Origin of the sequence: Glycomyces tenuis DSM 44171 (genome assembly GCF_000427885.1) — a bacterium.
In the GTDB taxonomy this organism is placed as follows: domain Bacteria; phylum Actinomycetota; class Actinomycetes; order Mycobacteriales; family Micromonosporaceae; genus Glycomyces; species Glycomyces tenuis.
Genome location: NZ_ATYW01000002.1, coordinates 209961 through 234714, shown reverse-complemented (window position 1 = coordinate 234714; position 24754 = coordinate 209961). Strand labels below are relative to the sequence as shown.

General features: G+C 70.1%; 27 protein-coding genes and 1 tRNA gene. 8 read left to right on the top strand and 20 right to left on the bottom strand.

The genetic code is table 11. The features are described 5' to 3' along the window. Nucleotides 1-19 precede the first annotated feature (19 nt). A complete protein-coding gene (locus tag YWW_RS0103680; protein WP_211228413.1) occupies nt 20-1735 on the top strand; it encodes a SulP family inorganic anion transporter in 1716 nt (571 codons plus the stop codon). On the opposite strand, the gene YWW_RS28150 is transcribed toward YWW_RS0103680, so the two are convergent. Next, nucleotides 1682-3220 carry a heparinase II/III domain-containing protein gene (locus YWW_RS28150; protein ID WP_051325334.1) on the bottom strand — a complete coding sequence of 513 codons (1539 nt, stop codon included), beginning with the start codon at nt 3218-3220 and terminating at the stop codon, nt 1682-1684. The genes YWW_RS0103680 and YWW_RS28150 overlap by 54 nt on opposite strands. Before the next feature lie 102 nt (nt 3221-3322). On the opposite strand from YWW_RS28150, the gene YWW_RS28145 reads away from it, so the two are divergent. From YWW_RS28145 to YWW_RS28135, 3 genes are all read left to right on the top strand, one after another. Then, nucleotides 3323-3985, top strand: coding sequence for a MerR family transcriptional regulator (locus YWW_RS28145; RefSeq protein WP_051325333.1), 663 nt, complete (start codon nt 3323-3325; stop codon nt 3983-3985). Further along, nucleotides 3982-4824, top strand: coding sequence for a spermidine synthase (locus tag YWW_RS28140; protein WP_035697154.1), 843 nt, complete (start codon nt 3982-3984; stop codon nt 4822-4824). The genes YWW_RS28145 and YWW_RS28140 overlap by 4 nt, the downstream gene beginning before the upstream one ends. Nucleotides 4825-5252: 428 nt before the next feature. Further along, entirely contained in the window at nt 5253-6233 is a 981-nt protein-coding gene (locus tag YWW_RS28135) for a C40 family peptidase (protein WP_026929034.1), read from the top strand. A 134-nt stretch (nt 6234-6367) separates the two neighbouring features. Here YWW_RS28135 and YWW_RS0103655 read toward each other — a convergent pair whose 3' ends face one another. Next, complete coding sequence (locus YWW_RS0103655; RefSeq protein ID WP_026929033.1) at nt 6368-7324, bottom strand: sigma-70 family RNA polymerase sigma factor; 957 nt, start codon at nt 7322-7324, stop codon at nt 6368-6370. A gap of 662 nt (nt 7325-7986) precedes the next feature. Here YWW_RS0103655 and orn point away from each other — a divergent pair. Next, nucleotides 7987-8598 (top strand): oligoribonuclease, encoded by a 612-nt coding sequence (orn, locus tag YWW_RS0103650; protein ID WP_081687197.1) that lies wholly within the window; start codon nt 7987-7989, stop codon nt 8596-8598. A 158-nt stretch (nt 8599-8756) separates the two neighbouring features. Next, nucleotides 8757-8829, top strand: a tRNA-His gene (locus tag YWW_RS0103645). A 55-nt stretch (nt 8830-8884) separates the two neighbouring features. On the opposite strand, the gene YWW_RS0103640 is transcribed toward YWW_RS0103645, so the two are convergent. The 15 genes from YWW_RS0103640 to YWW_RS28120 form a co-directional block, all read right to left on the bottom strand. After that, on the bottom strand, nt 8885-9319 hold the full coding sequence (locus YWW_RS0103640) for a type II toxin-antitoxin system VapC family toxin (protein ID WP_026929031.1): 435 nt from the start codon (nt 9317-9319) through the stop codon (nt 8885-8887). Further along, complete coding sequence (locus YWW_RS0103635; RefSeq protein ID WP_162145914.1) at nt 9316-9561, bottom strand: ribbon-helix-helix domain-containing protein; 246 nt, start codon at nt 9559-9561, stop codon at nt 9316-9318. Before YWW_RS0103635 ends, YWW_RS0103640 begins: the two co-directional genes overlap by 4 nt. Nucleotides 9562-9611: 50 nt before the next feature. Next, nucleotides 9612-10091 (bottom strand): DUF1707 SHOCT-like domain-containing protein, encoded by a 480-nt coding sequence (locus YWW_RS0103630; RefSeq protein ID WP_026929029.1) that lies wholly within the window; start codon nt 10089-10091, stop codon nt 9612-9614. A gap of 31 nt (nt 10092-10122) precedes the next feature. Next, a complete protein-coding gene (locus YWW_RS28130) occupies nt 10123-10623 on the bottom strand; it encodes a DUF1707 SHOCT-like domain-containing protein (RefSeq protein ID WP_051325332.1) in 501 nt (166 codons plus the stop codon). A 51-nt stretch (nt 10624-10674) separates the two neighbouring features. Next, entirely contained in the window at nt 10675-11124 is a 450-nt protein-coding gene (locus YWW_RS28125; protein WP_035697157.1) for a DUF1707 SHOCT-like domain-containing protein, read from the bottom strand. Between the two features lie 23 nt (nt 11125-11147). Next, nucleotides 11148-11987 carry a type I methionyl aminopeptidase gene (gene map / locus YWW_RS0103615; RefSeq protein WP_026929028.1) on the bottom strand — a complete coding sequence of 280 codons (840 nt, stop codon included), beginning with the start codon at nt 11985-11987 and terminating at the stop codon, nt 11148-11150. A gap of 5 nt (nt 11988-11992) precedes the next feature. Then, nucleotides 11993-12634 carry an adenylate kinase gene (locus YWW_RS0103610; protein WP_026929027.1) on the bottom strand — a complete coding sequence of 214 codons (642 nt, stop codon included), beginning with the start codon at nt 12632-12634 and terminating at the stop codon, nt 11993-11995. Nucleotides 12635-12673: 39 nt separating this feature from the next. Beyond that, complete coding sequence (secY, locus tag YWW_RS0103605; RefSeq protein WP_026929026.1) at nt 12674-14011, bottom strand: preprotein translocase subunit SecY; 1338 nt, start codon at nt 14009-14011, stop codon at nt 12674-12676. Nucleotides 14012-14316: 305 nt separating this feature from the next. Further along, on the bottom strand, nt 14317-14790 hold the full coding sequence (gene rplO / locus YWW_RS0103600) for a 50S ribosomal protein L15 (RefSeq protein WP_026929025.1): 474 nt from the start codon (nt 14788-14790) through the stop codon (nt 14317-14319). A gap of 2 nt (nt 14791-14792) precedes the next feature. Continuing rightward, on the bottom strand, nt 14793-14975 hold the full coding sequence (gene rpmD / locus YWW_RS0103595) for a 50S ribosomal protein L30 (RefSeq protein WP_035697158.1): 183 nt from the start codon (nt 14973-14975) through the stop codon (nt 14793-14795). 15 nt (nt 14976-14990) lie between these two features. Continuing rightward, on the bottom strand, nt 14991-15626 hold the full coding sequence (rpsE, locus tag YWW_RS0103590) for a 30S ribosomal protein S5 (protein WP_026929023.1): 636 nt from the start codon (nt 15624-15626) through the stop codon (nt 14991-14993). 226 nt (nt 15627-15852) lie between these two features. Next, a complete protein-coding gene (locus tag YWW_RS0103585) occupies nt 15853-16752 on the bottom strand; it encodes a carbohydrate ABC transporter permease (RefSeq protein ID WP_026929022.1) in 900 nt (299 codons plus the stop codon). A gap of 11 nt (nt 16753-16763) precedes the next feature. Beyond that, nucleotides 16764-17687 carry a carbohydrate ABC transporter permease gene (locus YWW_RS0103580; protein ID WP_026929021.1) on the bottom strand — a complete coding sequence of 308 codons (924 nt, stop codon included), beginning with the start codon at nt 17685-17687 and terminating at the stop codon, nt 16764-16766. 29 nt (nt 17688-17716) lie between these two features. Then, entirely contained in the window at nt 17717-19117 is a 1401-nt protein-coding gene (ngcE, locus tag YWW_RS0103575) for an N-acetylglucosamine/diacetylchitobiose ABC transporter substrate-binding protein (protein WP_026929020.1), read from the bottom strand. 94 nt (nt 19118-19211) lie between these two features. After that, nucleotides 19212-20192: a MurR/RpiR family transcriptional regulator gene (locus tag YWW_RS28120; RefSeq protein ID WP_081687168.1), complete on the bottom strand. Its 981-nt coding sequence runs from the start codon at nt 20190-20192 to the stop codon at nt 19212-19214. 135 nt (nt 20193-20327) lie between these two features. Here YWW_RS28120 and YWW_RS28115 point away from each other — a divergent pair, with 135 nt between their 5' ends. After that, a complete protein-coding gene (locus YWW_RS28115; RefSeq protein ID WP_162145913.1) occupies nt 20328-21296 on the top strand; it encodes an N-acetylglucosamine kinase in 969 nt (322 codons plus the stop codon). Between the two features lie 11 nt (nt 21297-21307). On the opposite strand, the gene murQ is transcribed toward YWW_RS28115, so the two are convergent. Next, a complete protein-coding gene (gene murQ / locus YWW_RS0103560; RefSeq protein ID WP_026929019.1) occupies nt 21308-22258 on the bottom strand; it encodes an N-acetylmuramic acid 6-phosphate etherase in 951 nt (316 codons plus the stop codon). An 89-nt stretch (nt 22259-22347) separates the two neighbouring features. On the opposite strand from murQ, the gene YWW_RS0103555 reads away from it, so the two are divergent. Continuing rightward, a complete protein-coding gene (locus tag YWW_RS0103555; RefSeq protein WP_026929018.1) occupies nt 22348-23235 on the top strand; it encodes a MurR/RpiR family transcriptional regulator in 888 nt (295 codons plus the stop codon). A gap of 4 nt (nt 23236-23239) precedes the next feature. Here the strand turns inward: YWW_RS0103555 and YWW_RS0103550 are convergent, their stop codons facing one another. Together YWW_RS0103550 and YWW_RS0103545 are read right to left on the bottom strand one after the other, a co-directional pair. Continuing rightward, nucleotides 23240-23896 (bottom strand): peptidoglycan recognition protein family protein, encoded by a 657-nt coding sequence (locus tag YWW_RS0103550; protein ID WP_026929017.1) that lies wholly within the window; start codon nt 23894-23896, stop codon nt 23240-23242. A 60-nt stretch (nt 23897-23956) separates the two neighbouring features. Then, complete coding sequence (locus YWW_RS0103545) at nt 23957-24640, bottom strand: GH25 family lysozyme (protein WP_081687196.1); 684 nt, start codon at nt 24638-24640, stop codon at nt 23957-23959. Nucleotides 24641-24754: the final 114 nt, after the last annotated feature.

Genomic DNA, 24754 nt, shown 5'->3' with positions numbered 1-24754 from the left:
CAATACGCTCATGACTGCGGTGCGAGATTCATCAACGGCCACAATACGACGATTCAGACGATTGCTGCCGTGCCGGGCCGACGCGGCGCCGCTGCGCCGCCACTGGCACACCGATCTCCTCGCGGGCGCCACGGTCGCGGTGGTGGCGCTGCCGCTGGCGCTCGGCTTCGGCCTGGCCTCGGGCCTGGGCGCCGTCGCCGGCCTCATCGCGTCCATCGTCGCCGGCGCGCTCGCGGCGCTGCTGGGCGGCTCGAACCTCCAGGTGACGGGCCCGACCGGGCCGATGGCGGTGGTGCTGGTGCCGGTGGTGGCGGCGCACGGCCCCACCGGGGTCCTCATCGTCGGCTTCCTCGCAGGGATCGGCCTGGTGCTGCTCGCGGTCACCGGCGCGGGCCAGTACGTGCGGTACGTGCCGGTGCCGGTGGTCGAGGGCTTCACCGCCGGGGTGGCGGTGGTGATGATCCTCCAGCAGATGCCCGCCGCGCTCGGCGTGCACGTGCCGGGCGGGCAGGTCGTGCTCGGCGCCTGGGAGGCCGCCCGCGGCTTCGCCGCCGACCCCGACTGGATCGCGCTCGGCGTCTCGCTCGGCGTGACGGCGGTGATCCTGCTCGGCTTCCGGCTGCGCCCGGTCATCCCGCTGCCGCTCCTGGCCGTGGCGGCGGCGACGTTCTCGACCTGGTACCTGAGCGCCGACGTCGACGTCATCGGCGCGCTCCCGTCGGTCCTGCCCGCGCCGAGCCTGGACTTCCTGGACCCGGCCGAGATGCCGAGCCTGGTCGCCGCCGCGGTGGCGGTCTGCGCGCTGTGCGCCCTCGAATCGCTCCTGTCGGCGACGGTCTCGGACAACATGACCGTCGACCAGCACCACAACCCCGACCGGGAGCTCCTGGGGCAGGGCGTGGGGAACCTGGTGGCGCCGATGTTCGGCGGGATGCCGGCCTCGGGGGCCCTGGCCCGCACCGCGGTGAACGTCCGGGCGGGGGCGGCCGGGCGCCTCGCGGCGCTGTCGCACTCGGTGTTCCTGGCGCTCATCATGCTCACGCTCGCGCCGATCGTCGCCCATGTGCCGCTGGCGGCCCTGGCCGGGGTGCTCATAGCGACCTCGGTGCGCATGATCGAGGTCGGCTCGCTCCTGGCGCTGGCCCGCTCGACCAGGGCCGACGCTGCGGTCATGGCCATCACCTTGGCCGCGACGGTGCTGTTCAACCTGGTGTGGGCCGTGGCGGTGGGCATAGCGCTGGCCGGGTTCCTGGCGCTGCGGCGGATCTCCCGGGCCACCAGCGTCGAACGCGAGCCGATCGACACCGGCGACCACCACGACGAGGAGGCGGCGCTGCTGCACGAGCACATCGTGGCCTACCGGCTGGAGGGGCCGCTGTTCTTCGCGGCGGCGCACCGCTTCCTGCTCCAGCTGCTGGAGGTCGCGGACGTGCGGGTGGTGGTGCTGCGGATGAGCCGCGTGTCCACGCTGGACGCATCGGGCGCTCTGGTGCTGGCCGACGCGATCAAGCGGCTGGAGCACCGCGGCATCGCCGTCTACCTCTCGGGCCTGGAGCCGATCCACGCCAGGCCGCTGGCGGCCCTCGGCGTGCTGGAGCCGCTGTGGCAGCAGGGGCGGCTGTTCGAACACACCGGCGAGGCCATCGCCGCGGCGCGGCGGCGGCTCAAGGCGGACGGGCTGCTAGAGCAGCTCGAAGCGGAGAGCGCCCGCGAGGGCGAAGCGGAGCGCCCATAGCCGCTCGGGGGAACCGTCGTGGCCGGTGGTGTCGACGTGCTCGACCGCGGCGGTCTCGGGGTCGACCCCGTGCAGGACGACGGTGCCGCGCTCGCCGGTCCAGACGGCCGTGCCGCCCTCGAGCTCGGGCCGGATGCGGCTGACGAAGGACTCGACGATCTCCGGCCCGGCGTCGACGAGCGCGACGCCCTCGTCGGTCCAGGTGAAGGCGCGGTGGAGCGCGCCGTCGCCGTAGGCGTCGACGGCGATCTCGAGGCCGTCGCCGGTGTCGGCCAGTTCGGCCCGCGAGTCCTCCCCCGGCTGCTGGGCGGCGCCCTCCAGCGTCGGCACCGAGTGCCACGCCGCCGACGGGTGGGTCTGCTCGTAGCGTTCGGGCCCGAAGTAGGCGGCGGTGTACTCGCCGGCCCCCGGGTCGCACAGCAGCTGCTCGCCGTCGACGGCGATGATGAACGAGCCGAGGTCGAGGTGGTTGTGCGGCTCGGCGTTGTAGCCGCCCTTGACGGCGAGGGCCCACATGCGGCCGTCGACACGGCGGCGCTCGACGAACCAGCCGACGTCGGGCAGGAGGGTCCGGCCGGGTGCGACCGTCCCGCCGGGCTCGCGACCCCAGTCGAGGGTGCGGGTGAGGTGGGCCCAGCGGGCGGTGTGGTCGTCGGCGAAGGCGGGCGTGCGCTCGGTCGCGGGCAGGGGCGTACCGAGCCGCTCGGCGAGGCGGGCGAGGAGCCCGGGCGGGAGCATCGGGTCCGAGTGGGAGTCGCCGAAGGTGGCGAAGGAGCCGGGGTGGAGCTGGGCGGCGGCCGGGAACGACGCGATCGCCTCGTTCCCGGCGAGGAGGTCCTCGCCGGTGGCCTCGCGCCACGCCTCGGCGAAGTAGGTGAAGTAGCCGAAGCCGTAGACCCAGTAGTCGACGCCTTCGACGCAGCCGCCGTCGGGCCCGAAGGAGAACAGGTAGCTCTGGAGGGCCGGGAGGATGCGGGCGCGGATCCGGTCGTGGTCGAGGCCGAGGGCGAGCGCGGCCATCCCGGCGGCTCCAGCGCACACGGCCGTCCAGTTCGAGATGCGCTCCTCCCACCAGAACGGCGCCTCGGAGTCGAACAGCGGGTCGATGACGCGCTCGCCGATCTCGGCGCGGACGCGGTCGCCGACGGTGATGTCGTGGCGCAGCACCAGGATCTCGGCGAGGGTCTGGGCGGTCTCGCAGGCGAACAGGTCCACGCAGCGGGCCGCGTCCTCCTCGCCCCAGTGGGCGGGCAGCGCCCAGGAGCGCTCGTCGCAGACGGCGGCGAGGACCTCGTCGAGCGCGGGCGCGTCTCCGGCGACGGCGACGGCCGCGAGGTGGCGGCGGCGCGCGAAGTACTGGGACTCGAACGGCAGGCGGCGGCCGGTGGCGGCGAAGTCGTCGGCGAGGTCCGGGTCGAAGGCGGGCATGGGCGCGGCGGCCAGTTCGCGCAGTTCGGCCATCAATGCGAGCCGGGGGTCGGTCATGGACCTGCGCCTTTCCGCGTCAGTGGCAGTTGCTGGGGGCGGGGGGAGTCTGCCGTGGCTCAACGGTAACGCGCGGGCGCATTCGGGCCTAGACTCCGTCTTATGCGAATCGGGGAACTGGCGGAGCGGACGGGCGTACCGGCCGCCACGATCAAGTTCTATCTGCGCGAGCGCCTGCTCCCGCCGGGCGAGCACGGCGACGGCAACGTCGTCGACTACGGCCAGGCGCACGTCCACCGGCTCATGCTCATCCGCGCGCTCTCGGAGACGGCGGGGCTGTCGGTGGCCCAGATCGGCGAGGTCCTGACCGTCCTGTCGCGACATCCGGAGTCGGCGTTCCAGGCGATGGGCGCGACGCTGGCCGCCACCCACCGGGACCCTTCGTTCTCGCTCGCCACCGAGGGCACGGCGGCGGCGGCGGAGCGGGCCGTGGACCGGCTGCTCGCCGAGTACGGCTGGGCCGAGGTGACGCCGCCGATGTACCGCGACGCGCTCGTGACCGCGCTGACCGCCTACTTCCGGCTCGGCAACCCCGACCTCGGCGAGGTGCTGACCCTGTGGGCCGACGCCGCCGCGCAGCTCGCCTCGGCGGACATGGAGGCGATCGGCGAGGCCGCCCGGGACGGCGGCGTCGACGTCGAGCAGGCCGTGGTCACCACGCTCCTGGGGGAGACGGTGTTCGCGGCGCTGCGGCGCATCGCGCACATCGCCGCCTCCGCACGCCTCCAGGCCGAACAGGGGCCGTCGGGCACAATGAACCCGTGAGTTCCCGTCCTCCGGCCTCCGGCGGCACCGTGCCGGCCGACATCAGGTTCGTCGCCGACTCCGACGATCCCCGACTGCTGCACCTCGTCGTCGACAGGGTCGTCCAGGCCACGATCGACCTCGACGACCCCTCGCACCTCGACGCCGAGTACATGCAGCGGATGTCCTACCTCGTCGACGCGATGGCCCCGCCGAAGCGGCCGCTGCGGGTGCTGCACCTGGGCGCCGGGGCGCTCGCGATGGCCCGCTACGTCGCCGCCACCCGCCCCGGCTCCTACCAGCAGGCCGTCGAGACCAGCCCCGAGCTGGTCGCGCTCGTGCGCGCCGAGGCGCCGCTGCCGAAGCGCGTGAAGGTCAAGATCCGCTACACCGACGCCCGCGAGGCGCTCGAGGCCGCTCCCGAGGGGAGCTACGAGCTCATCGTCACCGACGTCTACGACCGGGCCCGCATGCCCGCGCACGTCACGACCGTCGAGTTCCTCGGCCACGCGCGGCGGGTCCTGGAGCCCGGCGGGCACTACGCGGTGAACCTGTGCGACGGCGGCCGGATGCGGTTCCTCAAGCCCGCGCTGGCCGCGATGGGCGCGGTGTGGGAGCACGTCGCGGTCATGGCCGAGCCGGCGGTCCTGCGCGGGCGGCGGTTCGGCAACGTCGTGGCGGTGGCGGCCGACGTGGAGCTGCCCGTCGACGTGCTGCGCCGCCGCTGCGCCGGGGCGCCGTTCCCGTGCCGCGTGGTCGAGGGGGCCGAGCTCGATGAGTACATCGGCGGCGCGGTGCCCGCGGCCGACGGCTCGGCCATGGCCTCGCCGCCGCCTCCGGCGTCGCTGCGCAGTTTTTAGCGGCGCGGCCGCCGGCGACTTGCAGGGCAGTGAAACCGCAGGATAGCGTCCCTATCCACCGTCTCATCCTCACTGTCCGTTATCGATCTGTGGAACATTTCACAGGGCGCTTGGCAGCGTCGGCGCGCTCGGCTAGCGTCGTGGCCGTTCCGGACGGGACGTCAGGGCCTCCCCCAGGGGCCCTCCCGGCCGGACCGCCGAACTGCGCCCGAGCGAGCCGAGCCATTCCCCCCGGCCCCGTCCTCGCGACCGCGCAGACCGGGAACCCACCGCTCCGGGGAGGCTTCGCGGCGTGCACGACGCCGCCCCGCTTCCCGGCGCACGGGGTGAATCCCTCCGCGGGCCTCGCGCCCGGGCGGGTAGGGCGCGCTTCCCGGCCCGAACCCGACAGCTAACCCGGTAGGCGGCCGAGGAAGAAAGGCCACCTGGTGCTTCCAGCGTGCACTGCAACTGAACAACCATCGCGCGCAAGCGCTATCATCCGCCGGACCGCCGCCTGTGCGGGCGCCGGCATCGTCGCGGCCGGAGCCGCGACCGTCTTCGCGGCCTCCCCCGCCGAAGCGGACGAGATCGACCTCGACGAGGCGAGTTCGTCCGAGATCGAGGACCACATCGCCGAGCTCGAGTCCGAACGCGGCGACACCGCGGACCGGCTCGCGGCGCTCGAGCGGCGGCTCGCCTCCTCGCAGGCGATCGTCGAGGCGGCCACCGCCGACTACGGGACCGCCGACGCGCAGCTCGACCAGGTCCTCCTCGTCGTCGACGCCGCCGAGGACGACCTCGGCTCGAAGATGTCGTCACTGGTCGGCTTCGCCAGGGAGCAGTCCCAGACCTACGACGAGGCCCAGGAGGCGGCCGAGGAGGCCGCGGCGCTCGAGACCGAGATCGCCGAGGCCGAGACGGCCGTCGCCGAGCTCGACGAGGCGATCGAACAGGCCGAGACCGCCGCGGAGGAGGCCGCCGAGGAAGAGGCCGAGGCCGAAGCCGAGGCGCTCGGCACCGACTCGGGCGGCTCGAGCGACTCGACGGGCGGCTCGGGCGGCGGCTCGACGCCGAGCTACAGCTCCGACGCGGCCACCGCCGCCGTCGAGTTCGCGCACGACCAGCTCGGCGAGTCCTACGTCTACGGCGCGGCGGGCCCCGACACGTGGGACTGCTCCGGCCTGGTCCAGGGCGCCTACGCCGTCTCCGGGATCTCGCTGACCCACTCGACGTACGCGATCTGGGACGAGACCTCCGCGCTCGACCGAGGCGATCTGCGCCCCGGCGACCTGGTGTTCTACAACGGGCTCGGCCACATGGCCATCTACATCGGCGGCGGGGAGGTCATCCACGCGCCGTCGAGCGGCGACGTCGTGAAGGTCTCCGACATCGACATGATGGGCATCGACGGCTACCGCCGCGTCTGAGGGACCGCGGCCTCGCCGGACCGGTGCGCCCCGCACGTGAACGGCGGGCCGAGGCTTTCGGCCTCGGCCCGCCGTTCACGTCTTGAGCTTTGGGTTCTGTTTCCTTCGGGCTGGACGCCCTAGCGTTCACGCAGTCAAGCGGCTTCCGCCATGACCTGGTCGTTCGCCAGTTCCTTCAGGCGCGCCAGCGCCTGGATCTCCAGCTGCCGGATGCGTTCGCGCGACAGGTGGAACCGGTGGGCGACCTCGGTCAGCGAGTGCTCGCGGCCGTCTTCGAGCCCGTAGCGGGCCTTGACGATGCCGGCCGAGCGCTCGTCGAGGTGGTTGAGCATCATCTCGATGCGCTGACGCTCCATGCCGGCGAGCACGACGTCCTCGGGACTCGGCTCGTCGGAGTCGGCGACCAGGTCGCCGAGGTTGGTGTCGCCGTCGTCGCCGATCGGCGTGTCGAGAGAAACCGTGTCCTGGCTCCAGCGGATGAGCTCGTTGACCCGCTCGACGGTGACGCCGAGCGCCTTCGCGACCTGCTCGGGCTCGGGGTCGCCGCCCAGCTCACGGGTGAGCTGGCGGGTGACGTTGCGCATCCGGTTGACGTCCTCGACCAGGTGGACCGGCAGGCGGACCGTCCGCTCCTGCTGCGCGATCGCACGGCTGATGGCCTGGCGAATCCACCAGGTCGCATAGGTCGAGAACTTGAATCCGCGCTGGTAGTCGAATTTCTCGACGGCGCGGACCAGGCCCGTGTTGCCCTCCTGGATCAGGTCCAGCATGGGCATCCCGGAACGGACGTAGCGGCGGGCGATCGACACGACCAGGCGCAGGTTCGCTTTGATGAACTGCTCCTTGGCTCGCGCGCCGTCCTCCACCAGGCGCTTCAAATCCTTCTCACTCGCTCCCGAAAAGGTCTCGCCTTCGCCGAGCAGGTGCTTGGCGAACAGGCCGGCCTCGACGGCCTTGGCCAGGTCGACCTCGGCGGCTGCGTCGAGCAGCGGCGTCTTCGAGATCTCGTGCAGGTACACACCTACCAGATCTCGCTCCTCAGCGACCTCTTCGGTGGTGAGGGTGGGTGTAGTCGTAGTCTCCACGCTCAAGGTCTCCTCCAGCTTCCTCGTCCCCCGACACCGCGTGAGCGGTGTACCAGTTACAACGACCGCTTCGTTGCGTGGAATTCCGTGTCCAAGTGTTCGATACACCACGGTTACAAAACCGATGCTCGCCGGAGGCCCTTCGCGGGGCCGCCGCACCGACCCGGTAACCCGGCCCTCCCCACGGAGGGCTCGTTCACGGCTCCATACCCGAGACGGGGGTTCGGACCGTTCATGATGCCTGTGAGACGCGGATCACTCTGCCTCAGGTGAGGCTGTTCGGCCTTCGACCCTGGTCACGGTGTTGCCCTCATGACACAGATTGCAAGTCATAAGGTTTGCCCGGCCTGCTTCATCGCAAACCTTCTATCTCTAGAGGTACACGCGCAATACCTGGAAATTGTTGAGAGATAATCTCAATGCGGCGCTTGTCACTGCGATTCCGACCGCAGAAGTGACGACTCTCTGATGCCTGCACCATAGCGGACCGTAGCCGTGACGAGCAACACCTTTTCGGCCCAGTGGGGGTCGGATGTCCGGCACTCGGCGTTCCCGATCCGTAGCGACGCGTGTTCGAACGGTGATCCGGACATCGGGCCCATGCCGGTCGGAGTACCCCATTCCGGTGAAGATCACGATAGGTGTCGCCTGCGCGTAGAGTGGTCCGGGTGACTGGAGAACGCCTAGTGTGGGTCGACTGCGAAATGACCGGCCTCGACCCCGAGACCGAAGCCCTCATCGAGATCGCCGTACTGGTCACCGAACCCGATCTGACTCCCCTCGACGGCGGACTCGACATCGTCATCGGCTGCGATCCGGCCCTGCTGGACGCCATGGGACCCGTGGTCACCGACATGCACGCCAAGTCGGGACTCACCGACGAGGTCCGGGCCTCGGACACCACACTGGAGCAGGCCGAGGACGCGGTGCTGGAGTACGTCAAGCAGTACGTGCCCGAGGCGCGCACCGCGCCGCTGTGCGGGAACTCGATCGCCACCGACCGGACGTTCATCACCAGGTACATGCCCCGGCTGGACGACCACCTGCACTACCGGATGATCGACGTCTCCTCGATCAAGGAACTGGCCCGGCGGTGGTACCCGCGCGTGTACTACAACCAGCCGCCGAAGGGCCTCGCGCACCGGGCGCTGGCGGACATCAAGGAGAGCATCAAGGAGCTCGAGTACTACCGCAGGACGGTGTTCGTGTCGCTGCCCGGCCCCTCCTCGGACGAGGCGAAGCAGGCGGCCGCGGACCTCGGCGAAGCCCACGAGCCGTAGACCGGCGCCCCTTCTCGGCCGCGCTCGCGAGCCGCGAACCGCCGCGGCACGAGGCGCACGGCGCTGAGACGCCGGACACCGAACCCGGTTGACGGAATCGGCCAGGGCGCGGCTATGATTGTCGGCGGTTGCAGGGATCCCCTGTCGAACCAACCATGGTGGTCGTAGCTCAGCTGGTAGAGCGTCTGGTTGTGGTCCAGAAGGTCGCGGGTTCAAGCCCCGTCGATCACCCCGATGAAGAAAGCCCCGCAGGAGACTGCGGGGCTTCCTTATTCCACCATCGACCTCAGCCGTCCGCTGGAAGGATCGTGAATGAATCGAAAGCCGGGGTCAGTGGCTTCACGGCTCGAAAATCACGCTGATCGAGTGTGAGAATTCGATTGGTCTTGTACTTATCCGCCAGCACGACCGCGATGGCATCGGCGAGATCGAGTTCGAGGCCAGCATATTGACGTCTTACGGCCTGCACCTTCGGCAGGTCGACCGGGTCCAATCTGCCGAGCCGGTGACCGCGACGGGTCACCAGGTGCGTGATGAAGTCCGAAGCCGCCATTGCCGCTTCCCAGCCGCGTCTCGATCCGGCGATGTGATCAACTTCGGTCACAGCGACCTGCGAGATCACCGAGGTCTCCACATGCAGCAGTTTTCTCGCCCGCTCAAAGTACTCGTCTCGGGTGTTGACCGCGGCGAGGATCCCTGACGAATCCGAGATAAGGATCATCGGCGGGCGATCCTCCGCTCAATACTGGCGACGATCTCCGCGCGGCGCTGCTCCTTAGTGCCTGTGGGGCCCAAATCCATCGCAGGCCAATCGTCGGCGTCGTCGAAGCCTTCCTCCATCATCTCACTGAAGCTGGCGAGTGCTTGCCGCATGAGGTCGGCGCGGCTCTTGCCGGTGCGAATCGCCAATGATTCGTACGCTGCGTCGAGCTCATCTGTCAGGTACAAACTGGTCTTCCTCATAAACATAGGGTAACACCCTACGTTCAATGGAGACCAGTGAGAGACGCGGGCTACCGCCGATACTTCTTGCGCTGCACGCGTTCTTGGCGCTTCTTCTCCTCGGCGGGGCGCATGATCGTGCGTTCGGCGACGGTCAGCGCGCCGGCCACCACCAGCAGCGGCACGAGGACCCACACCGGCCAGAAGTAGATCGACCCGACGGTCGCCTCCAGGATCAGCCACACGCCGACGTTGATGCCGATCGGGATCGAGACGCCGAACCAGAGCCACTTGACCCACGGCGGCGTGCCGAGCGGCTCGAGCTTGGGCTCCTGCGACTCGATGATCTGCTGGTACGCCGGCAGGTCGCCGAGGACCTCCTCGGCCTCGCCGATGGTCTTGGCCTCCATGAGGACGCCGACGCGCTTCTCGTACTCCTCAAGGGTCAGATAGCCGCGGTCGACGGACGACCTGAGCAGCTCGGACAGCGAGGTGCGCTCGGCGTCGCCGATCCGCAGGCTGCGGTCACGGTAGGGCTCGATGGCGGACATGGATGGGCTCCTTCAGGGTGTTCGGTGAGTGTCAGCGTTCGTCGGTGCCGTCGTCATCGCCGTCGCCGCTCTTCTTCTTCTCGTCGTCGTCGCAGTCGTCGTCATCGTCGCCGGTGAGCCAGGTGGCGACGCCGATCGCGGCGAGGATGCCGAGAGGCCAGGCGGGCCAGAAGTTCTGGAGCTCTCCGGAGGCCACAGAAGAGATCAGCCAGATCGTGATGGTGATGCATCCGACCACGATGAGGGGATGGAACGCCGAGGGCACGCCGCGGCGGATCCGCTGAGCGGCTCCCTCGCGCTCGGCGGGGGCGGGGGCGCCGCCGGGCACGGACAGCTCGCCCCTCCGGTCCGCCGGCAGGTCCTCGAAGATGAGGTCGAGCTCGGCCTGCGTCTTCGCCTCGTACACGGACATGGTGCGCTCGTCGAATTCGGACAGGTCGATGCGGCCCTCGTCGAGGGACCGCTGGAGGCGGGCGACTGCTTGGTCTCGGTCGGCGTTCGAGATCCGAAGCTTTCCTCGGTCTTCGCTCACAGGTTCAGTATGTCATTCACGCCCGACCGGCGACAGACGCGCTCGGCGTCCTCAGGCACGCTTCCGGTCCCCCGCGAGCCTCTGGGCCACGGCGATCCCACCGAGGCTGATGAGCGGCCACAGCGGCCAGAAGCCCTGCGTCTCCCCGGTGTCGATCATGACGAACAGCCAGATGGGCACCGTCGTGCAGGCGACCCAGATCAGGGCCCGCATCATGCCGGAGAAGCGCAGGCCCTCGTCGGCCTCTGCGGCGGCGACCGGCTCGGCGTCCTCGGCGGCCGTCTCGGCCCGCTGGACCGCCTTGCCGTCGGCTCGGGCGGTCGGCAGGTCGGCGAAGATCAGGTCGAGCTCGGCGTTGGTCTTCGCCTCGTAGGCGGTCTTGGAGCGCTCGTCGAATTCGGCGAGGTCGATGCGGCCCTCGTCGAGGGCCTTCTGGAGCTGCTCGATCGCGCCGTCCCTGTCGGCGTTCGAGATCCGCAGTCTGCCACGGTCGTCATTCATGACACCATTATGACATCACACTGTCATCGTTTGCGAGCCGCGCTCGCGGCCAACTCCCCCAGCTGCTCCACGCCCCCGTCGGGCGCGGTCAGGACCCACACGCCGTCCTCGCACAGCGCGATCGTGTGCTCGGTGTGGGCCGCGACGGAGCCGTCGTCGGTGACGATGGTCCAGCCGTCCTCGAGCTCGGCGGTGTCCGGGGCGCCCAGGGTGATCATCGGCTCGATGGCGAGGGCCATCCCGGCGCGCAGCCTGGGCCCCTCGCTCGCGGAGCCGTAGTTGAGGATGTGCGGGTCCTGGTGCATCTCGGTGCCGATGCCGTGGCCGCCGAAGCCGGTGACGATCCCGTACTCGCCGGCGGCGTCGACGGCGCGCTCGACGGCGTTGGAGATCCCGCCGAGGCGCTTGGCGGTGGCCGCCGCGCGGATCCCCGCCCACATCGACGCCTCGCAGGCCTCCCGCAGCGCGGTCAGCTCGGGGGCCACCCGGCCGACCTCGATGGTGATGGCCGCGTCGCCGTGCCAGCCGTCGACGATCGCGCCGACGTCGACCGAGATCAGGTCCCCTTCGGCGAGGACGGCGTCCTCGGATGGGATGGCGTGGACGACCTGCTCGTTGACCGAGGCGCAGATCGAGGCCGGGTACGGCCCGAAGCCGATGTCGTAGCCCTTGAACGAGGGGACCGCGCCCGAGGAGCGGATGACGTCCTCGGCGATCCGGTCGAGTTCCGCCGTCGACGCGCCCGGCTTCGCGGCCTCGCGCATGGCCGCGTGCACCTCGGCGACGACCAGGCCCGCCTCGCGCATCTTGGCGAACTGCGCGGCGGTCTTGTACTGGATGCTCTGGCGGCGACGGCGGAACACTGCGGCTACTTCGCGGTGCGCTCGCGGACGGCCGCCATGGCGCGTCCGGTGACGTCCTCGACGTCGCCGACGGCGTCGATGCGCACGAGCTTGCCGCGCTCCTCGTAGTAGCCCATGATCGGCTCGGTCTGCTCGGCGTAGACCTTGAGGCGGTTCTTGATCGTCTCGGGCTGGTCGTCGGAGCGCTGGTACAGATCCGGCGAGTCGGGGTCCTCGGGCGGGTCGAACTCGAGGTGGTAGACCTTGCCGGTGGACTTGGAGACGCGCCGGCCCGAGAGGCGCCGGACGATCTCGTCGTCGCCGACGACCAGTTCGAGGGCGAGGTCCAGGACGTGCCCGCGCTCTTCGAGGAGGCCGTCGAGGACCTCGGCCTGCTCGGTGTTGCGGGGGTAGCCGTCGAGGAGGAAGCCATCCCGGGCGTCCTCGGCGGCCAGCCGGTCGGCGACCATCCTGTTGGTGACATCGTCCGGCACCAGGTCGCCGGCGTCCATGTAGCGCTTGGCCTCCAGGCCGAGCGGCGTGCCGCCGGAGACGTTGGCGCGGAAGATGTCGCCGGTGGAGATCTTGGGGACGCCGAGCTCCCCGGCTATGAACTCCGCCTGGGTTCCCTTCCCGGCCCCGGGCGGGCCAACCAGTACCAGTCGCAAGTGTGCTCCTCAGTTGATGTTGCAGAGGGGCTGCCCGCGTCAGCGCAGGAAGCCCTCATAGTGGCGCTGCATCAGCTGGGACTCGATCTGCTTGACCGACTCCAGGCCGACTCCGACCATGATCAGCACGGAGGTGCCGCCCAGCGGGAACTGAGCGAACAGCTGCTGGTTACCGAACGCGATGATGGCCAGATTGGGAAGAATAGCGATCGTCGCGAGATAGAGCGAGCCCGGGAAGGTCAGGCGTGACAGGACTCGCTGGAGATAGGTGGCGGTGGGCTTGCCGGGCCGCACGCCGGGGATGAACCCGCCGGCCTTCTTCATGTTCTCGGCGACGTCGTCCACCTTGAAGGTGATCGACACGTAGAAGTAGGTGAAGAAGATGATCAACGTCGCGTAGACGAGGATGTAGACCCACGATCCCTGGTTGATCAGGTAGCGGTCGATGAAGTCGGCCCACCACGAGTCGGTGCTCTGGTTGAGCTGGAGGAACAGCGTCGGGATGTACAGCAGCGAGGAGCCGAAGATGACCGGGATGATGCCGGCCTGGTTGACCTTGAGGGGGATGTAGGTGGAGGTGCCGCCGTAGGAGCGGCGGCCGATCATCTTCTTGGCGTACTGGACGGGGATGCGCCGCTGGGACTGCTCGATGAAGACGACGGCGACCATGATGGCGATGGCGACCGCGAGGATCGCGGAGAACATGAACCAGCCCTCGGACTCCTGGAGGCCCCAGAACTGGCCCGGCATCTGGGCGGCGATGGAGGCGAAGATCAGCAGGCTCATGCCGTTGCCGACGCCACGCTCGGTGATCTGCTCGCCGAACCACATGATGATGGCGGTGCCCGCGACCATGACGGCCACGACGGTGACGACCGTGAGCCAGTACGGCGTCCCGGCCTCCCCGGTGGACAGGTCCGGCAGGATCGGACTGGGGCACTCGGTGTTGAACAGGATGCCCGAGCGGGCGAGCGCGATGTACCCCGAGGCCTGCAACAGCGCCAGACCCAGCGTCAGATAGCGGGTGTACTGGGTGATCTTGACCTGGCCGGGCTGGCCCTCCTTGCGCAGCTGCTCCAGGCGCGGGATCACGACGGTCAGCAGCTGCATGATGATCGAGGCCGTGATGTAGGGCATCACGCCGAGGGCGAAGATCGACAGCTGTAGGAGCGCTCCACCGGTGAACAGGTTCAGCAGGCCGAACACGCCCGACTCGTCGTCGGGGGCGGCGTCCAGGCAGCTCTGCACCGCGGCGTAGTCGACGCCGGGGCTCGGCACCTGCGCACCGAGACGATACAGCGCGATGATCATCAAGGTGAACAGGATCTTCTTACGCAGATCGGGGGTCCGAAACGCGCTGATGAAGGCGGAGAGCAAAGCAGTTCCTCCTGAACAAGCCCCCTTGGAGGGGCCTCCCGGCAGGACCGCTGGAGGCGGGACCTGACGTGGTTACCAGTGGGCGTGTTGAGTTGCAAGCGAGGTGCTCACACGCCGAGGTAGACGGTGGTCCTCGCTACGGGAGCCTAGCAGGCGGGCACCGACGCTGAGTATTCGGCATTCACCATGACGAAGCGGGCCGGAGTTCCCTCCGGCCCGCTTCGCAGATCGCCTGTTCGGCCCCGGTCATATCGACCGACGTCTCTGGGACCGGGTACGGGCCCCCTGCGCAGGCGGTTCGTCGGCTACTCGCCGAGCGCCTCACCGGTCTTCTTGTCCACGACCGTGGTCGTGCCGCCGGCGGCGGCGACCTTGGTGGTGGCCGAGGCGGAGAACGCGTGGGCCTTCAGGTCGAACTTGACGCCTTCGAGCTCGCCGGAGCCGAGGACCTTGATCAGCTCCTTCTTGTTGAGCACGCCGTGCTCGATGAGCTGCTCCGGTCCGACCTCGCCGCCCTCGGGGAAGAGCTCGACGAGACGGTCGAGGTTCACCACCTGGTAGACGGTCCGGTTGTGCGGCTTGAAGCCCTTGAGCTTCGGCAGGCGCACCTGGAGCGGCATCTGGCCGCCCTCGAAGCCGGCCTTGACGTTCTTGCGGGCCTTGGTGCCCTTGGTGCCGCGGCCGGCGGTCTTGCCCTTGGAGCCCTCACCGCGACCGACGCGGGTCTTGGCCTTCTTGGCGCCGGGGGCGGGTTGCAGGTCATGAATGCGGATCGCCATGACTACTCGACCTCCTCGACTTCGACCAGGTGGCGGACACTGTGGACCATGCCGCGGAACTCCGGGCGGTCGTCCTTGATGACCGACTGGCGGATCTTGCGCAGACCGAGGGTCTGCATGGTGGCCCGCTGCTTCGGCTTGACGCCGATCACGGAGCGCACCTGGGTGATCTTCAAACGTGCCATGTGTCTCGAGACCCCCTACGCCTGCGCGGCCTGGGCGGCCTCGGCGCGGGCGCGCAGCAGGCCCTGGGGAGCGATGTCCTCCAGCGGCATGCCGCGGCGGGCCGCGACGGCCTCCGGGCTCTCGAGCTGCTTGAGCGCGGCCACCGTCGCGTGGACGATGTTGATCGCGTTCGAGGAGCCCAGCGACTTCGACAGGACGTCGTGGACGCCGGCGCACTCGAGCACGGCGCGGACGGGGCCGCCCGCGATGACGCCGGTACCGGCGGAGGCGGGCTTGAGGAGCACCTGGCCGGCGGCGTCGGCGCCGAGGACCTCGTGCGGGATGGTCCCGCCGATGCGCGGCACCTCGAAGAAGGCCTTCTTGGCCTCTTCGACGCCCTTGGCGATCGCCGCGGGCACTTCCTTGGCCTTGCCGTAGCCGACGCCGACCTTGCCCTCACCGTCGCCGACGACGACGAGCGCGGTGAACGCGAAGCGGCGGCCGCCCTTGACGACCTTGGCCACGCGGTTGATGGTGACGACGCGCTCGATGTGCGGGGACTTCTCCGCGCGGTCGCGACCGCGACCCTCTCGGCCGCCGCGACCGCCGCGACCGCCACGTCCGCCGCGGTCACCGCCGTCCCTGCCGCCTTGTTGCTGTTGATCAGCCACGAGACTGATTCCTTTCACTGCTCAACGCCGGCCCCGAGGGGCCGACTCGCTTTGATTGTCCGGGTCCGGGCCCGGCAGAACGCTGCGCCTGAGCGCAACTCCTCGATTATGCCCGCTAGCAGGCAGGGCGCCCAACGGCGGGGTCGATGTGAGGCAGCGGACACAGCGGAACCCCGCGCCGGGCGATCGCCCGGCGCGGGTCGGAAGGCGTCTCAGTTCGAGGGGCTCACTTGATCGCCCCGGCGGTCAGGCCCGCCTGGATCTGGCGCTGGAAGATGACGTAGGCGATGAAGATCGGCACCATCGCCAGCACCGTCCCGGCGAACAGGGCGCCCGGGTCGCCCTCGTAGCCCTGCCGCAGGGCCAGGTTCGCCAGGCCCTGCGAGATCACCGCGTCCTCGGGGTCGCTGAGCAGCACCAGCGGCAGCAGGAACTGGTTCCACTGGCCGATGATGTTGAAGATCGTGATGGCGATCAGGCCGGGCTTGGCCATCGGCAGCATGACCTGGAAGAACAGCCGGTAGTGCCCGGCGCCGTCGATCATGGCGGCCTCGGCCACGCCCGTGGGGAGCGTTCGGAAGAACGCGGTCAGGAAGAACACCGTGAACGGCAGCGAATAGGCGATGTAGACGAGGATCAGGCCCGGGTAGCTGTTCAGCAGGCCCACGTTGTCGAGGGTCTTGAACAGCGGGAACAGCGCCAGGAAGACCGGGAACATCATGCCGCCGGCGAAGCCGAAGTAGACGAGCCGGTTGCCGAAGAACTCGTATCGGGCCAGGACGTACGCGGCCATCGCGCCCAGCAGCATCGTGCCGGTTATGGAGAACACCATGACCTGGAGCGTGTTGATGAAGTAGCTGCCGATGTTGCCGTTGGTCCAGGCGCTGACGTAGTTGTCCCACTGCGGGGCGGCGGGCAGGCCGAGCGGGTCGGCGGCGATCTCCCTGGTCGTCTTGAACGAGGTGATCACGACCCAGACGACCGGCACGATGACCATCAGCGCCCACAGCCACAGGAAGGCGTGGGAGAAGACGTTCATGACCGCGCCCTCGGCCTTGGGTTCGCGGGGCGGTCCGGGCGGCGCGGAGCGGGGCGTCTCGGTCTCGGTGGAGGTCTGGGTGGCCATGGGCTCGCTCCTCACAATTCGATCCGCTCGCGGCGTCCGAACCGCAGCGCGACGACGGCCAGGGACAGGGCGGCGAAGAACAGCACGACGCCGAGCGCGGAGGCGAAGGCCTGCTCGCCCTTGTTGAACGCGTACTTCCAGATGACGCCGCCGACGACCTCGCTCGCGCCGTCGGGGCCGCCCCGGTCGGGCGTCATCATGTAGACCAGGACGAACACGTCGAGCGCGATGATGCTCAGGTAGATCCAGGCGGTCTGGACCGAATCCCACAGCAGCGGCAGGGTGATCTTGAAGAAGGTCTGGAAGCGCCCGGCGCCGTCGACGATGCCCGCCTCGTACAGGTCCCGCGGGATGGACGCCATCGCCGATGAGAAGAACACCAGGTAGAAGCCGACGGCGCTCCACACCAGGACGGCGATGACGCTGGCGAGGACGAAGCGCTTGTCGGCCAGGAAGCCGTTGGCCGGCGCCGGCAGGCCGACGGCCCGCAGGGCGCCGGTGATGAGCCCGCCGAAGCCCTCGGGGGCGTACACCTGCTTCCAGAGGATGCCGATGATCGCCACCGACAGCACCTGCGGGAAGAAGAAGACGATCTTGTGGAAGCGGGATCCGCGCACGCCCTCGATGCGCCCCTGCCGGGACCTGCCGCCGATGTTGAGCATGAACGCGAAGAACAGGCCCAGCGCGATGGTGACGACCGGGAGCACCACCAGGATGATCGCGGTGTGCCGGATGGCGGGCAGGACGAGGCGGTCGTCCTTGAAGAGGTTGGCGTAGTTCTCGAACCCGATGTAGTTGAACTGGTTCGACGATCCGCTCCAGTCGGTGAGCGAGATCTGGAAGGCCTGAGCGAACGGCACGATGACCAGCCAGGCGTACAGCCCGACCGGCAACGCCAGGAAGCTCAGGATGAACGGGTACTTGCCGTGTTTCATGAGTGGTCCGCTCTCCTCAGGCCTTCCTTCTACGCGTCGTGGGTGAACTTCTCGATGCTGTCGTCGGCGGCGGTCTCGTCCGCGACGGTCTGCATCCGCTCGATGAACTCCTCCGGCGTGGACTCGCCGGCCATGAGCGAGCCCAGGCCGGGCCGGACCTCCTCGTCCATCGTCGAATACCAGAAGCGGAACCGCGGCTGGAACAGGTTCGCGGGGTCGGAGACGAGTTCGTCGGTCAGCTGCGCGGCCAGGTTGTCGAGTTCGACGCCCTTGACGACGGTCGCGGCCTGGACGGTGTCGCCGAAGATCTGCGAACCCTCCTTGGAGAGCATGATCCGCAGGTACTCGTAGGCGCCGGGCTTGTTCTTGGCGTTCTGGGGCACCACGAACGGCTCTTCGCCGCCGGCGCTGATGAGCCCCGGCTGGACCGCGCCCTCGAGGTGGGGCACGGCCATCGGCGCGTACTGGAAGCCCTCGGGTGCGATGCCCTTCTGCTCGTTGGGGAGCCACGAGCCGACGGGGATGAACGCCGCCTTGTGGTCGTTGAACGCCGTCTGCGACTCGATGTGGTCGATGCCCGGCGTGCCGTCGAGGATGTAGCCGGCCTCCCAGAGCCCGTACATGGCCTCGGCGGCGGCCACGACGGAGTCGTGGCGCCACGCGTCGGCCTCGAGGTGGTCGATCGCCTTGAGGACGTCCACGCCGCCGTGCTGCCCCGCGAGCATGAGGAACATGTCGTAGAGGTACACCGGGTGCTTCCCGGCGTAGGTCCACGGCGCCATGCCCTCGGCCTGGATGGTCGGGCACAGGGCGAGCATCTCGTCCCAGGTGGTCGGCGGCGTCCAGCCCTTCTCCTCGAACAGCGCCGCGTCGTACCAGATCGTCCACGCCGAGAACACGTAGTTCAGCGCGTAGACCTTGCCGTTGAAGGTGCCCGCGGTCAGGACGCCGTCGCGCAGGGTGTCGCGGACGGTGACCTCGGGGTCGTCGTACGAGGGCGCGTCGAGCAGCGGCGTGAGCTCGGCGAGCTCGCCGTCGCCCACGAGCACGTCCATCGGGATCTGCTGGGCGCCGGAGTTGTCGAGCACGTCGCACGGCTCGCCCTGCGAGAAGCGGGTCTGCTGGGTCTCGGCGATCGCCTGCGTCGCGAGGTGCTCGACCGTCGCGTCGGGGAAGGCGTTCTTGTACATCTCCTGGTGCTGGACGGCGTACTCGTCGCCGAAGCCGCCGTCGAAGATGACGACGTCGAGCGGCAGGGAGCCGTCGACGCCGAAGGGGTTCTCGACGTCCTCGCCGACGCTCACGTCCTCGGAGTCGTCGTCGCTGCCGCTGGTGGCGCAGGCCGCCAGGGAGGACGCGGCCAGACCGGCCGCGGTGGTCCCCAGGAGTCTGCGACGGCTGAAGTGGGGCTTGGTGTTCGGCTTCCTCATGGGCTTCTGCTCCTTGGGTTCATTTTTCTTCGTTGCGCCGGTTGAACTGTCGGACGGGGGGGCCGGCTCCCGCGGGTCTGGCGCGGGCGCCGGCTCAGCGCCGGGGGCGCGGGGCGCCCTCGGCGTCGGGTGGCGGGTAGAGGGTGGGCTCGATGCGCTCGGGCCGGTGGCCCACCACGGCGCGGGCACGGGATTCGAGGGCCACCATCGTCTCGGGGAAGCGCCGCTGCGCCACGGCGATGTGCACCAGGTCGGCGACGAGGAGCTGGGAGTGGCGGGTCGCCAGCATGTCGGCGCGGAACCCGGTCCGCCGGGCGGCCGAGAGCAGTTCGACGTCGGCGACCTCGGAGATGGGCGAGTCGCGGCAGGCGGTGATGGCGACGGTCGTCGCGCCGCGGCTGGCCGCCTCGGTGAGCATCTCGATGGTCTCGGCGGTCGCGCCGGAGTGGGAGACGGCGATGGCGACGTCGTCGGCGCCGAGTATGGCGGCGCTGGCGAGGGCGTCGTGGACCTCGGTCCAGGCCCAGGCGGCGACGCCGGTGCGGTAGAAGCCCATCTGGAGTTCGCGGGCGACGATGGCGCTCGAGCCGACGCCGTAGACGTCGACGCGGCGGGCCTGGCCCACGGCGGCGGCGACCCGCTCGACCGCCGCCAGGTCGAGGGTGTCGACGGTGTCGCGCAGCATCGCGGCGTCGACGGTGATGAGCTGCTTGAGGACCTGTTCGAGCGGGTCGTCGGGCGAGATCTCCTGCCCGATGTTGACGTCCCAGCCGGTCTCGCCGCGGGCGGAGGCGCGGCCGGTCTCGGTCGCGATCGCCACGCGCAGGGCGGCGTAGCCGTCGTAGCCGAGGTGGCGGCAGAAGCGGGTGATGGTGCCCGGCGAGGTGCCGGAGAGCTCGGCCAGGTCCATGATCGTGGCGTGGGCGGCGCCTTCGGGGTCGGCGAGGACCTGCTCGGCCACGCGGGACAGCGCCTCGGAGAACTCGCCGGCCTGGCGGCGGATGCGTTCGAGCACGCCGGGCAGCGCACTCGCGCGCTCGGACTCGTCGGGCGCGTCGGCACCGCTCGGGCTCATCTGTGGTCTCCCTCACTTGTCGGTGTGAAGAAAAACTATTATTCGAGAGGCGTACATGTCAAGTTCTCAAGAATTATTTTTACAAGCGGCCGGGCCTGAGGCCCGGGATCCGAGCCCTCGAGGAGAATGGCCCTCATGCACCCACCTTTGTTCCTGGGCATCGACGCGGGCGGCACGCACACGCGCGCCCTGCTCGCCGACTCGGACGGCGTGGTCGTCGGCACCGGCGGGTCCGGACCGGCCAACGTGGTCGGCGTCGAATCGGACACGGCGCTGCGGCGCATGGCCGAGGCGGCCGCGGCCGCGCTCGGCTCGATCGGCCCGGAGGCGGTCGACGCGGTCTGCGCCGGCGCGGCCGGGATGCTGTCGCTGCCCGGCGCCGGCGGGCACTTCGGCGAGCAGCTGCGCGCCGCGCTCGGCGTCGGCGCGCCGGTGTCGTTCGTCAGCGACGCGGTGACCGCCTTCGCGGCGGGCACGGACGAGCCCGACGGCACGGTCGTCGTCGCCGGCACCGGCGCGGTGGCGCTGGCGGTGCGCGGGCACACCGAGGTCGCCGGGCGGTCCGACGGCTACGGGTGGCTGCTGGGCGACGCGGGCTCCGGTTTCTGGCTGGGACGCGAAGCGGTGGCGGCGACGCTGCGGCACCTGGACGGGCACGGGCCCGGCGGTTGGATGGTGCAGGCGGTCATCGCCTCCGTGGGGGCGCCGAACCGCACCTCCGCGGCGATCGTCGGGCGCTGCATGGCCGAGTCCCCGGCCCGGCTGGCGCGGTTCGCCCCGCTGGTGTTCGACGCGGCCGAGGGCGGCGACGCGCAGGCGCGGGACCTCGTGGACAAGGCGGTGGACCACTTGGCGGCGACGGCCGCCGCGGTGGCCGAGCGGGGCCGGCCGATCACGCTGGCGGGGAGCCTGCTGACCAAGACCGCGGTGGTGTCGCAGCGGCTGGGGAAGCGCCTGGCCGAGGACTTCCCGGGCACGCCGGTGCTGACCGCCGCCGAGCCGGTGCGCGGCGCCGCCTGGCTGGCGGGGCGAGGCTTCGCCCCCGACGCGGCCGCGCGGCGGGAGCTGCACCGGCGGCTCACCGAGCAGGTGCTGTACCGCTAGGTTCGGCACGACTAGGCACTGTGCCGCCGTGCCGGATAGGCGGTCAGCGCGGCGGCGAGGCGGCCGTCGGCCTCGTCCAGGAGCCGGTCGGCCTCGGCCGCGTCGACGCCGAGCTCGACCATGGCCACGGCGGTCTTGATGCGGTTCCCCGCCTCCTCGAGCGCGGTCTGGGCGGCGAGGCGGTCGGCGCCGGTGATCTCGACGATCATGCGCACCGCCCGGTCGGCGAGCTTGGAGTTGAGCACCCGCATGTCCACCATGTAGTTGCGGTAGACCTTGCCGAGTCTGACCATGGTGATCGTGGAGATCATGTTGAGCACGAACTTCTGCGCCGTCCCGGACTTGAGCCTGGTCGACCCGGCGACGACCTCCGGCCCCACCTGGACTTCGATGGCGTGCTCGGCCGCGTCCGACAGGACGGCCCCGGCGTTGCACGACAGGCCGACGGTGAGGGCGCCGCGGCTCCTGGCCTCGCGGACGGCGGCGACGACGAACGGCGTGCGGCCGCTGGCGGCCACGCCGACGACGACGTCCGCGGGCCCGATGCGCTCGGCGGCGATCGCCTCGGCCCCGGCGGCGGCGTCGTCCTCGGCCCCTTCGACGGCGCCGCCCTCGGCGGTCCTGCCGCCCGCGATGATGGCTCCCACCAGTTCAGGCGGGGTCGAGAACGTCGGGGGGCATTCGGCGGCGTCCATGACCGCGACCCGTCCGGCCGTGCCGGCGCCGACGTAGCGCAGGCGGCCTCCGGCCGCGAGGCGCTCCGCGACGGCGTCGATCGCCGCGGCCAGTTCGGGGAGGACGGCGGCGACCGCGTCGGGCACGGTCGCGTCGGCCTCGTTCATGACCCGCGCCAGTTCCAGGGTCCCGAGCCGGTCGATCTCGGCGTACCTGGGGTCGGCTCGTTCGGTTGACAGTGTCGCCAATGCGGCGTGGGCGTCGTGGTCCCTGCTCGTCTCACTCACAGTTGCGAGCCTAGCTCAATGAAGAGAAATTTCATCACAGTCTGGTTTTGTGAAGAAATGTACCGTTGCTTCGGGTGTACCGTGTCCACATGCCAGCCAGCCGCACCGACACGCCGAACCTCCTGGTGCTCATCAAGTCCCTCCTGCCCTCGCTGTCGAAGGCCGAGACGAAGGTCGCCCAAGAGATCATCCGCGAACCAGAGGCCGCCTCGACGCGCACCATCACCGAACTGGCCCGCGCCGCCGGGACCTCGGAGGCCACCGTCGTCCGATTCTGCCGCTCCTTGGGGCTGGCCGGGCACCGCGAGCTGCGGATGCGGGCCGCCCAGGCCGTCATCTGGACCGGGGAGGGCCCGTCCCGGGAGATCGCCGGCGGCGACATCCCCACCGGCGCCGACATGGCCCGCATCATCGCCACCGTCAGCTACGCCGACGTCGGGGCCATCACCGACACCGCCGACGCGCTCGACACCGACGCCTGCGAGGCCGCCGTCGCCGCGCTCGCCGCGGCCGGGCGCGTCGACGTCTTCGGCGTCGAGGCCTCGGGAATCGTGGGGTCGGATCTGACCAAGAAGCTCCACCGCATCGGCTGCACGGCGTTCTGCTGGCCCGACGTGCACTCCGCGCTCGTGGCGACGGCGCTGGCGAGCGACCGCGACGCGGCCGTGGGGATCTCGCATTCGGGTGCGACGACGGAGACCGTCGAGTTCCTGGAGGCCGCGCGGGCCCGCGGGGCCGCGACGGTGGCGATCACCAACCACGCCCGCTCGCCGCTGGCCTCGGTCGCCGACCACGTGCTCACCACCGCCGCGCGGGAGACGACGTACCGCTCGGGAGCGACGGTGAGCCGGATCGCCCAGCTCATGGTGGTCGACTGCCTGTTCGTCGGCGTCGCCGCGAAGCTGCGGCGGCGCAGCGCCAAGGCGCTGGCCGCCACCGCCGCGGCCGTCTCCGACCGACTGCGGCCCCTGTCGTGACGGTCTAGAGATCGCGCGCCCGCTCGACCTCGTCTCGCAGCCGCGGGAGCCGCTCGTGGAAGATCCCCGGGCACAGCGTCGAACCGAAGTCCATGTGGCCGTAGATCTCCGAGGAGGGGATCGCGTACTGCTCGCAGGCGTAGGCGCACAGCGTCACCAGCGCCTCCCATTGGGCCGCGGGCGGTTCGGCGCCCTCGTGGTAGGAGCCCTCATTGGAGATCCCGATGCCCTGCGTGTTCTGGCCCGCGGTGTGGATGCCCTGGACGAAGCGGTCGCCGTCGAGGAGCGCCGGGAGGGATCCGGTGCAGCCCTCGGTGATCCAGCCGCCGCGGCTGACCACGAAGTTGTAGCCCGAGTCGCGCCAGCCGTTGCCGTCCATGTGCAGGTCCTGCACCCAGTGCGCGTGGGCGTGCGCCTGCTCGCGCGAGAAGTCCTCGGTGTTGGCCGAGACCGTGTGGTGCACGATGAGCTTGTCGGGGCTGCCCCAGATGACGGGGTTGGTGCCGTTCGGGGGCCGGGCGCCCCACTCGGCGGTCGAGTCGATGTCGGGTTCGACGGCCGCGTGCGCGCTCGGCGCGGCGGCGATGCCGACGGCGCCGAGCAGCCCCGCCGCCCCGGCCCCGAACAGGAGCCGGCGCCGGATGCGATCGTGGTGGTCCATGCCTGCCTCCAGACGAAGGGCCCGGAGGCCAGAGGTCTTCTGGCCTCCGGGCCGGGGGAACTACGTGTTGTTCGCGAGGGCCAGCAGGCGCGCCTGCGAGCCGTTGAAGTTGTTGCGGTCGACGTTGCCGGCGATGCCCGAGACCGATCCGGTCGAGGTGTACTGCCAGAACGTCCAGGTGGTGTTGTTCCAGCCCGCGGGGAGGGACGGGCTCGAGACGCCCCAGTGCGCCACCCACAGCGGGCTCTTGGAGGCCATGCCGGTCCACGAGCCGGTGCAGCTGTTCCACCACGAGGCGGTGGTGTAGATGACCATGTCGCGGCCGGTCCTCGACTTGTACGTGTTGTAGAAGTCGGTGATCCAGTTGCGCATCTGGGTGGTGGAGAGGCCGTAGCACCTCGCGCCCGAGGGCGGGGCCTCGAGGTCGAGGGCGCCGGGCAGGGTCAGGTTGTCGGCCGACCAGGCGCCGCCGTTCGAGGCGAAGAAGTTCGCCTGCGCCGCGCCGGACGAGGACGAGGGCCGCGCGAAGTGGTAGGCGCCGCGGATGACCCCGGCGTGGTAGGCGGCCGGGTAGTTGGTGTCGAACCGGGGGTCGAGGTACGTGGTGCCCTCGGTGGCCTTGATGTAGGCGAAGTCGATCCCGGCGTTCTTGACCGAGGTCCAGTTGATCGAGCCCTGGTAGTGCGAGACGTCGATACCGATCGGGTTGGACTGGGCCGAGGCCGGGCTCGCCACGGCCAGCATGGCGGCGGTGAGCACCGCCGAGGCGACGAGGCCGATGAGGGCCCGGACGCCTCGGCGTCTTGGTCTGGTTTCGTCACTTGAGAAGTCGTTCACACGAGACTCCCTGCTTGTCAG

What these genes read in the sequence shown, in the direction of transcription:
- YWW_RS28150 (WP_051325334.1), bottom strand. Translation starts at nt 3,220, where the DNA reads ATGACCGACCCCCGGCTCGCATTGATGGCCGAACTGCGCGAACTGGCC.
- YWW_RS28145 (WP_051325333.1), top strand. Translation starts at nt 3,323, where the DNA reads ATGCGAATCGGGGAACTGGCGGAGCGGACGGGCGTACCGGCCGCCACG.
- YWW_RS0103640 (WP_026929031.1), bottom strand. Translation starts at nt 9,319, where the DNA reads ATGATCCTTATCTCGGATTCGTCAGGGATCCTCGCCGCGGTCAACACC.
- YWW_RS0103635 (WP_162145914.1), bottom strand. Translation starts at nt 9,561, where the DNA reads ATGAGGAAGACCAGTTTGTACCTGACAGATGAGCTCGACGCAGCGTAC.
- YWW_RS0103630 (WP_026929029.1), bottom strand. Translation starts at nt 10,091, where the DNA reads ATGTCCGCCATCGAGCCCTACCGTGACCGCAGCCTGCGGATCGGCGAC.
- YWW_RS28125 (WP_035697157.1), bottom strand. Translation starts at nt 11,124, where the DNA reads ATGAATGACGACCGTGGCAGACTGCGGATCTCGAACGCCGACAGGGAC.
- rplO (WP_026929025.1), bottom strand. Translation starts at nt 14,790, where the DNA reads ATGGCGATCCGCATTCATGACCTGCAACCCGCCCCCGGCGCCAAGAAG.
- rpmD (WP_035697158.1), bottom strand. Translation starts at nt 14,975, where the DNA reads ATGGCACGTTTGAAGATCACCCAGGTGCGCTCCGTGATCGGCGTCAAG.
- YWW_RS0103585 (WP_026929022.1), bottom strand. Translation starts at nt 16,752, where the DNA reads ATGGCCACCCAGACCTCCACCGAGACCGAGACGCCCCGCTCCGCGCCG.
- YWW_RS0103580 (WP_026929021.1), bottom strand. Translation starts at nt 17,687, where the DNA reads ATGAAACACGGCAAGTACCCGTTCATCCTGAGCTTCCTGGCGTTGCCG.
- ngcE (WP_026929020.1), bottom strand. Translation starts at nt 19,117, where the DNA reads ATGAGGAAGCCGAACACCAAGCCCCACTTCAGCCGTCGCAGACTCCTG.
- YWW_RS28120 (WP_081687168.1), bottom strand. Translation starts at nt 20,192, where the DNA reads ATGAGCCCGAGCGGTGCCGACGCGCCCGACGAGTCCGAGCGCGCGAGT.
- YWW_RS28115 (WP_162145913.1), top strand. Translation starts at nt 20,328, where the DNA reads ATGCACCCACCTTTGTTCCTGGGCATCGACGCGGGCGGCACGCACACG.
- YWW_RS0103555 (WP_026929018.1), top strand. Translation starts at nt 22,348, where the DNA reads ATGCCAGCCAGCCGCACCGACACGCCGAACCTCCTGGTGCTCATCAAG.
- YWW_RS0103550 (WP_026929017.1), bottom strand. Translation starts at nt 23,896, where the DNA reads ATGGACCACCACGATCGCATCCGGCGCCGGCTCCTGTTCGGGGCCGGG.
- YWW_RS0103545 (WP_081687196.1), bottom strand. Translation starts at nt 24,640, where the DNA reads ATGCTGGCCGTGGCGAGCCCGGCCTCGGCCCAGTCCAACCCGATCGGT.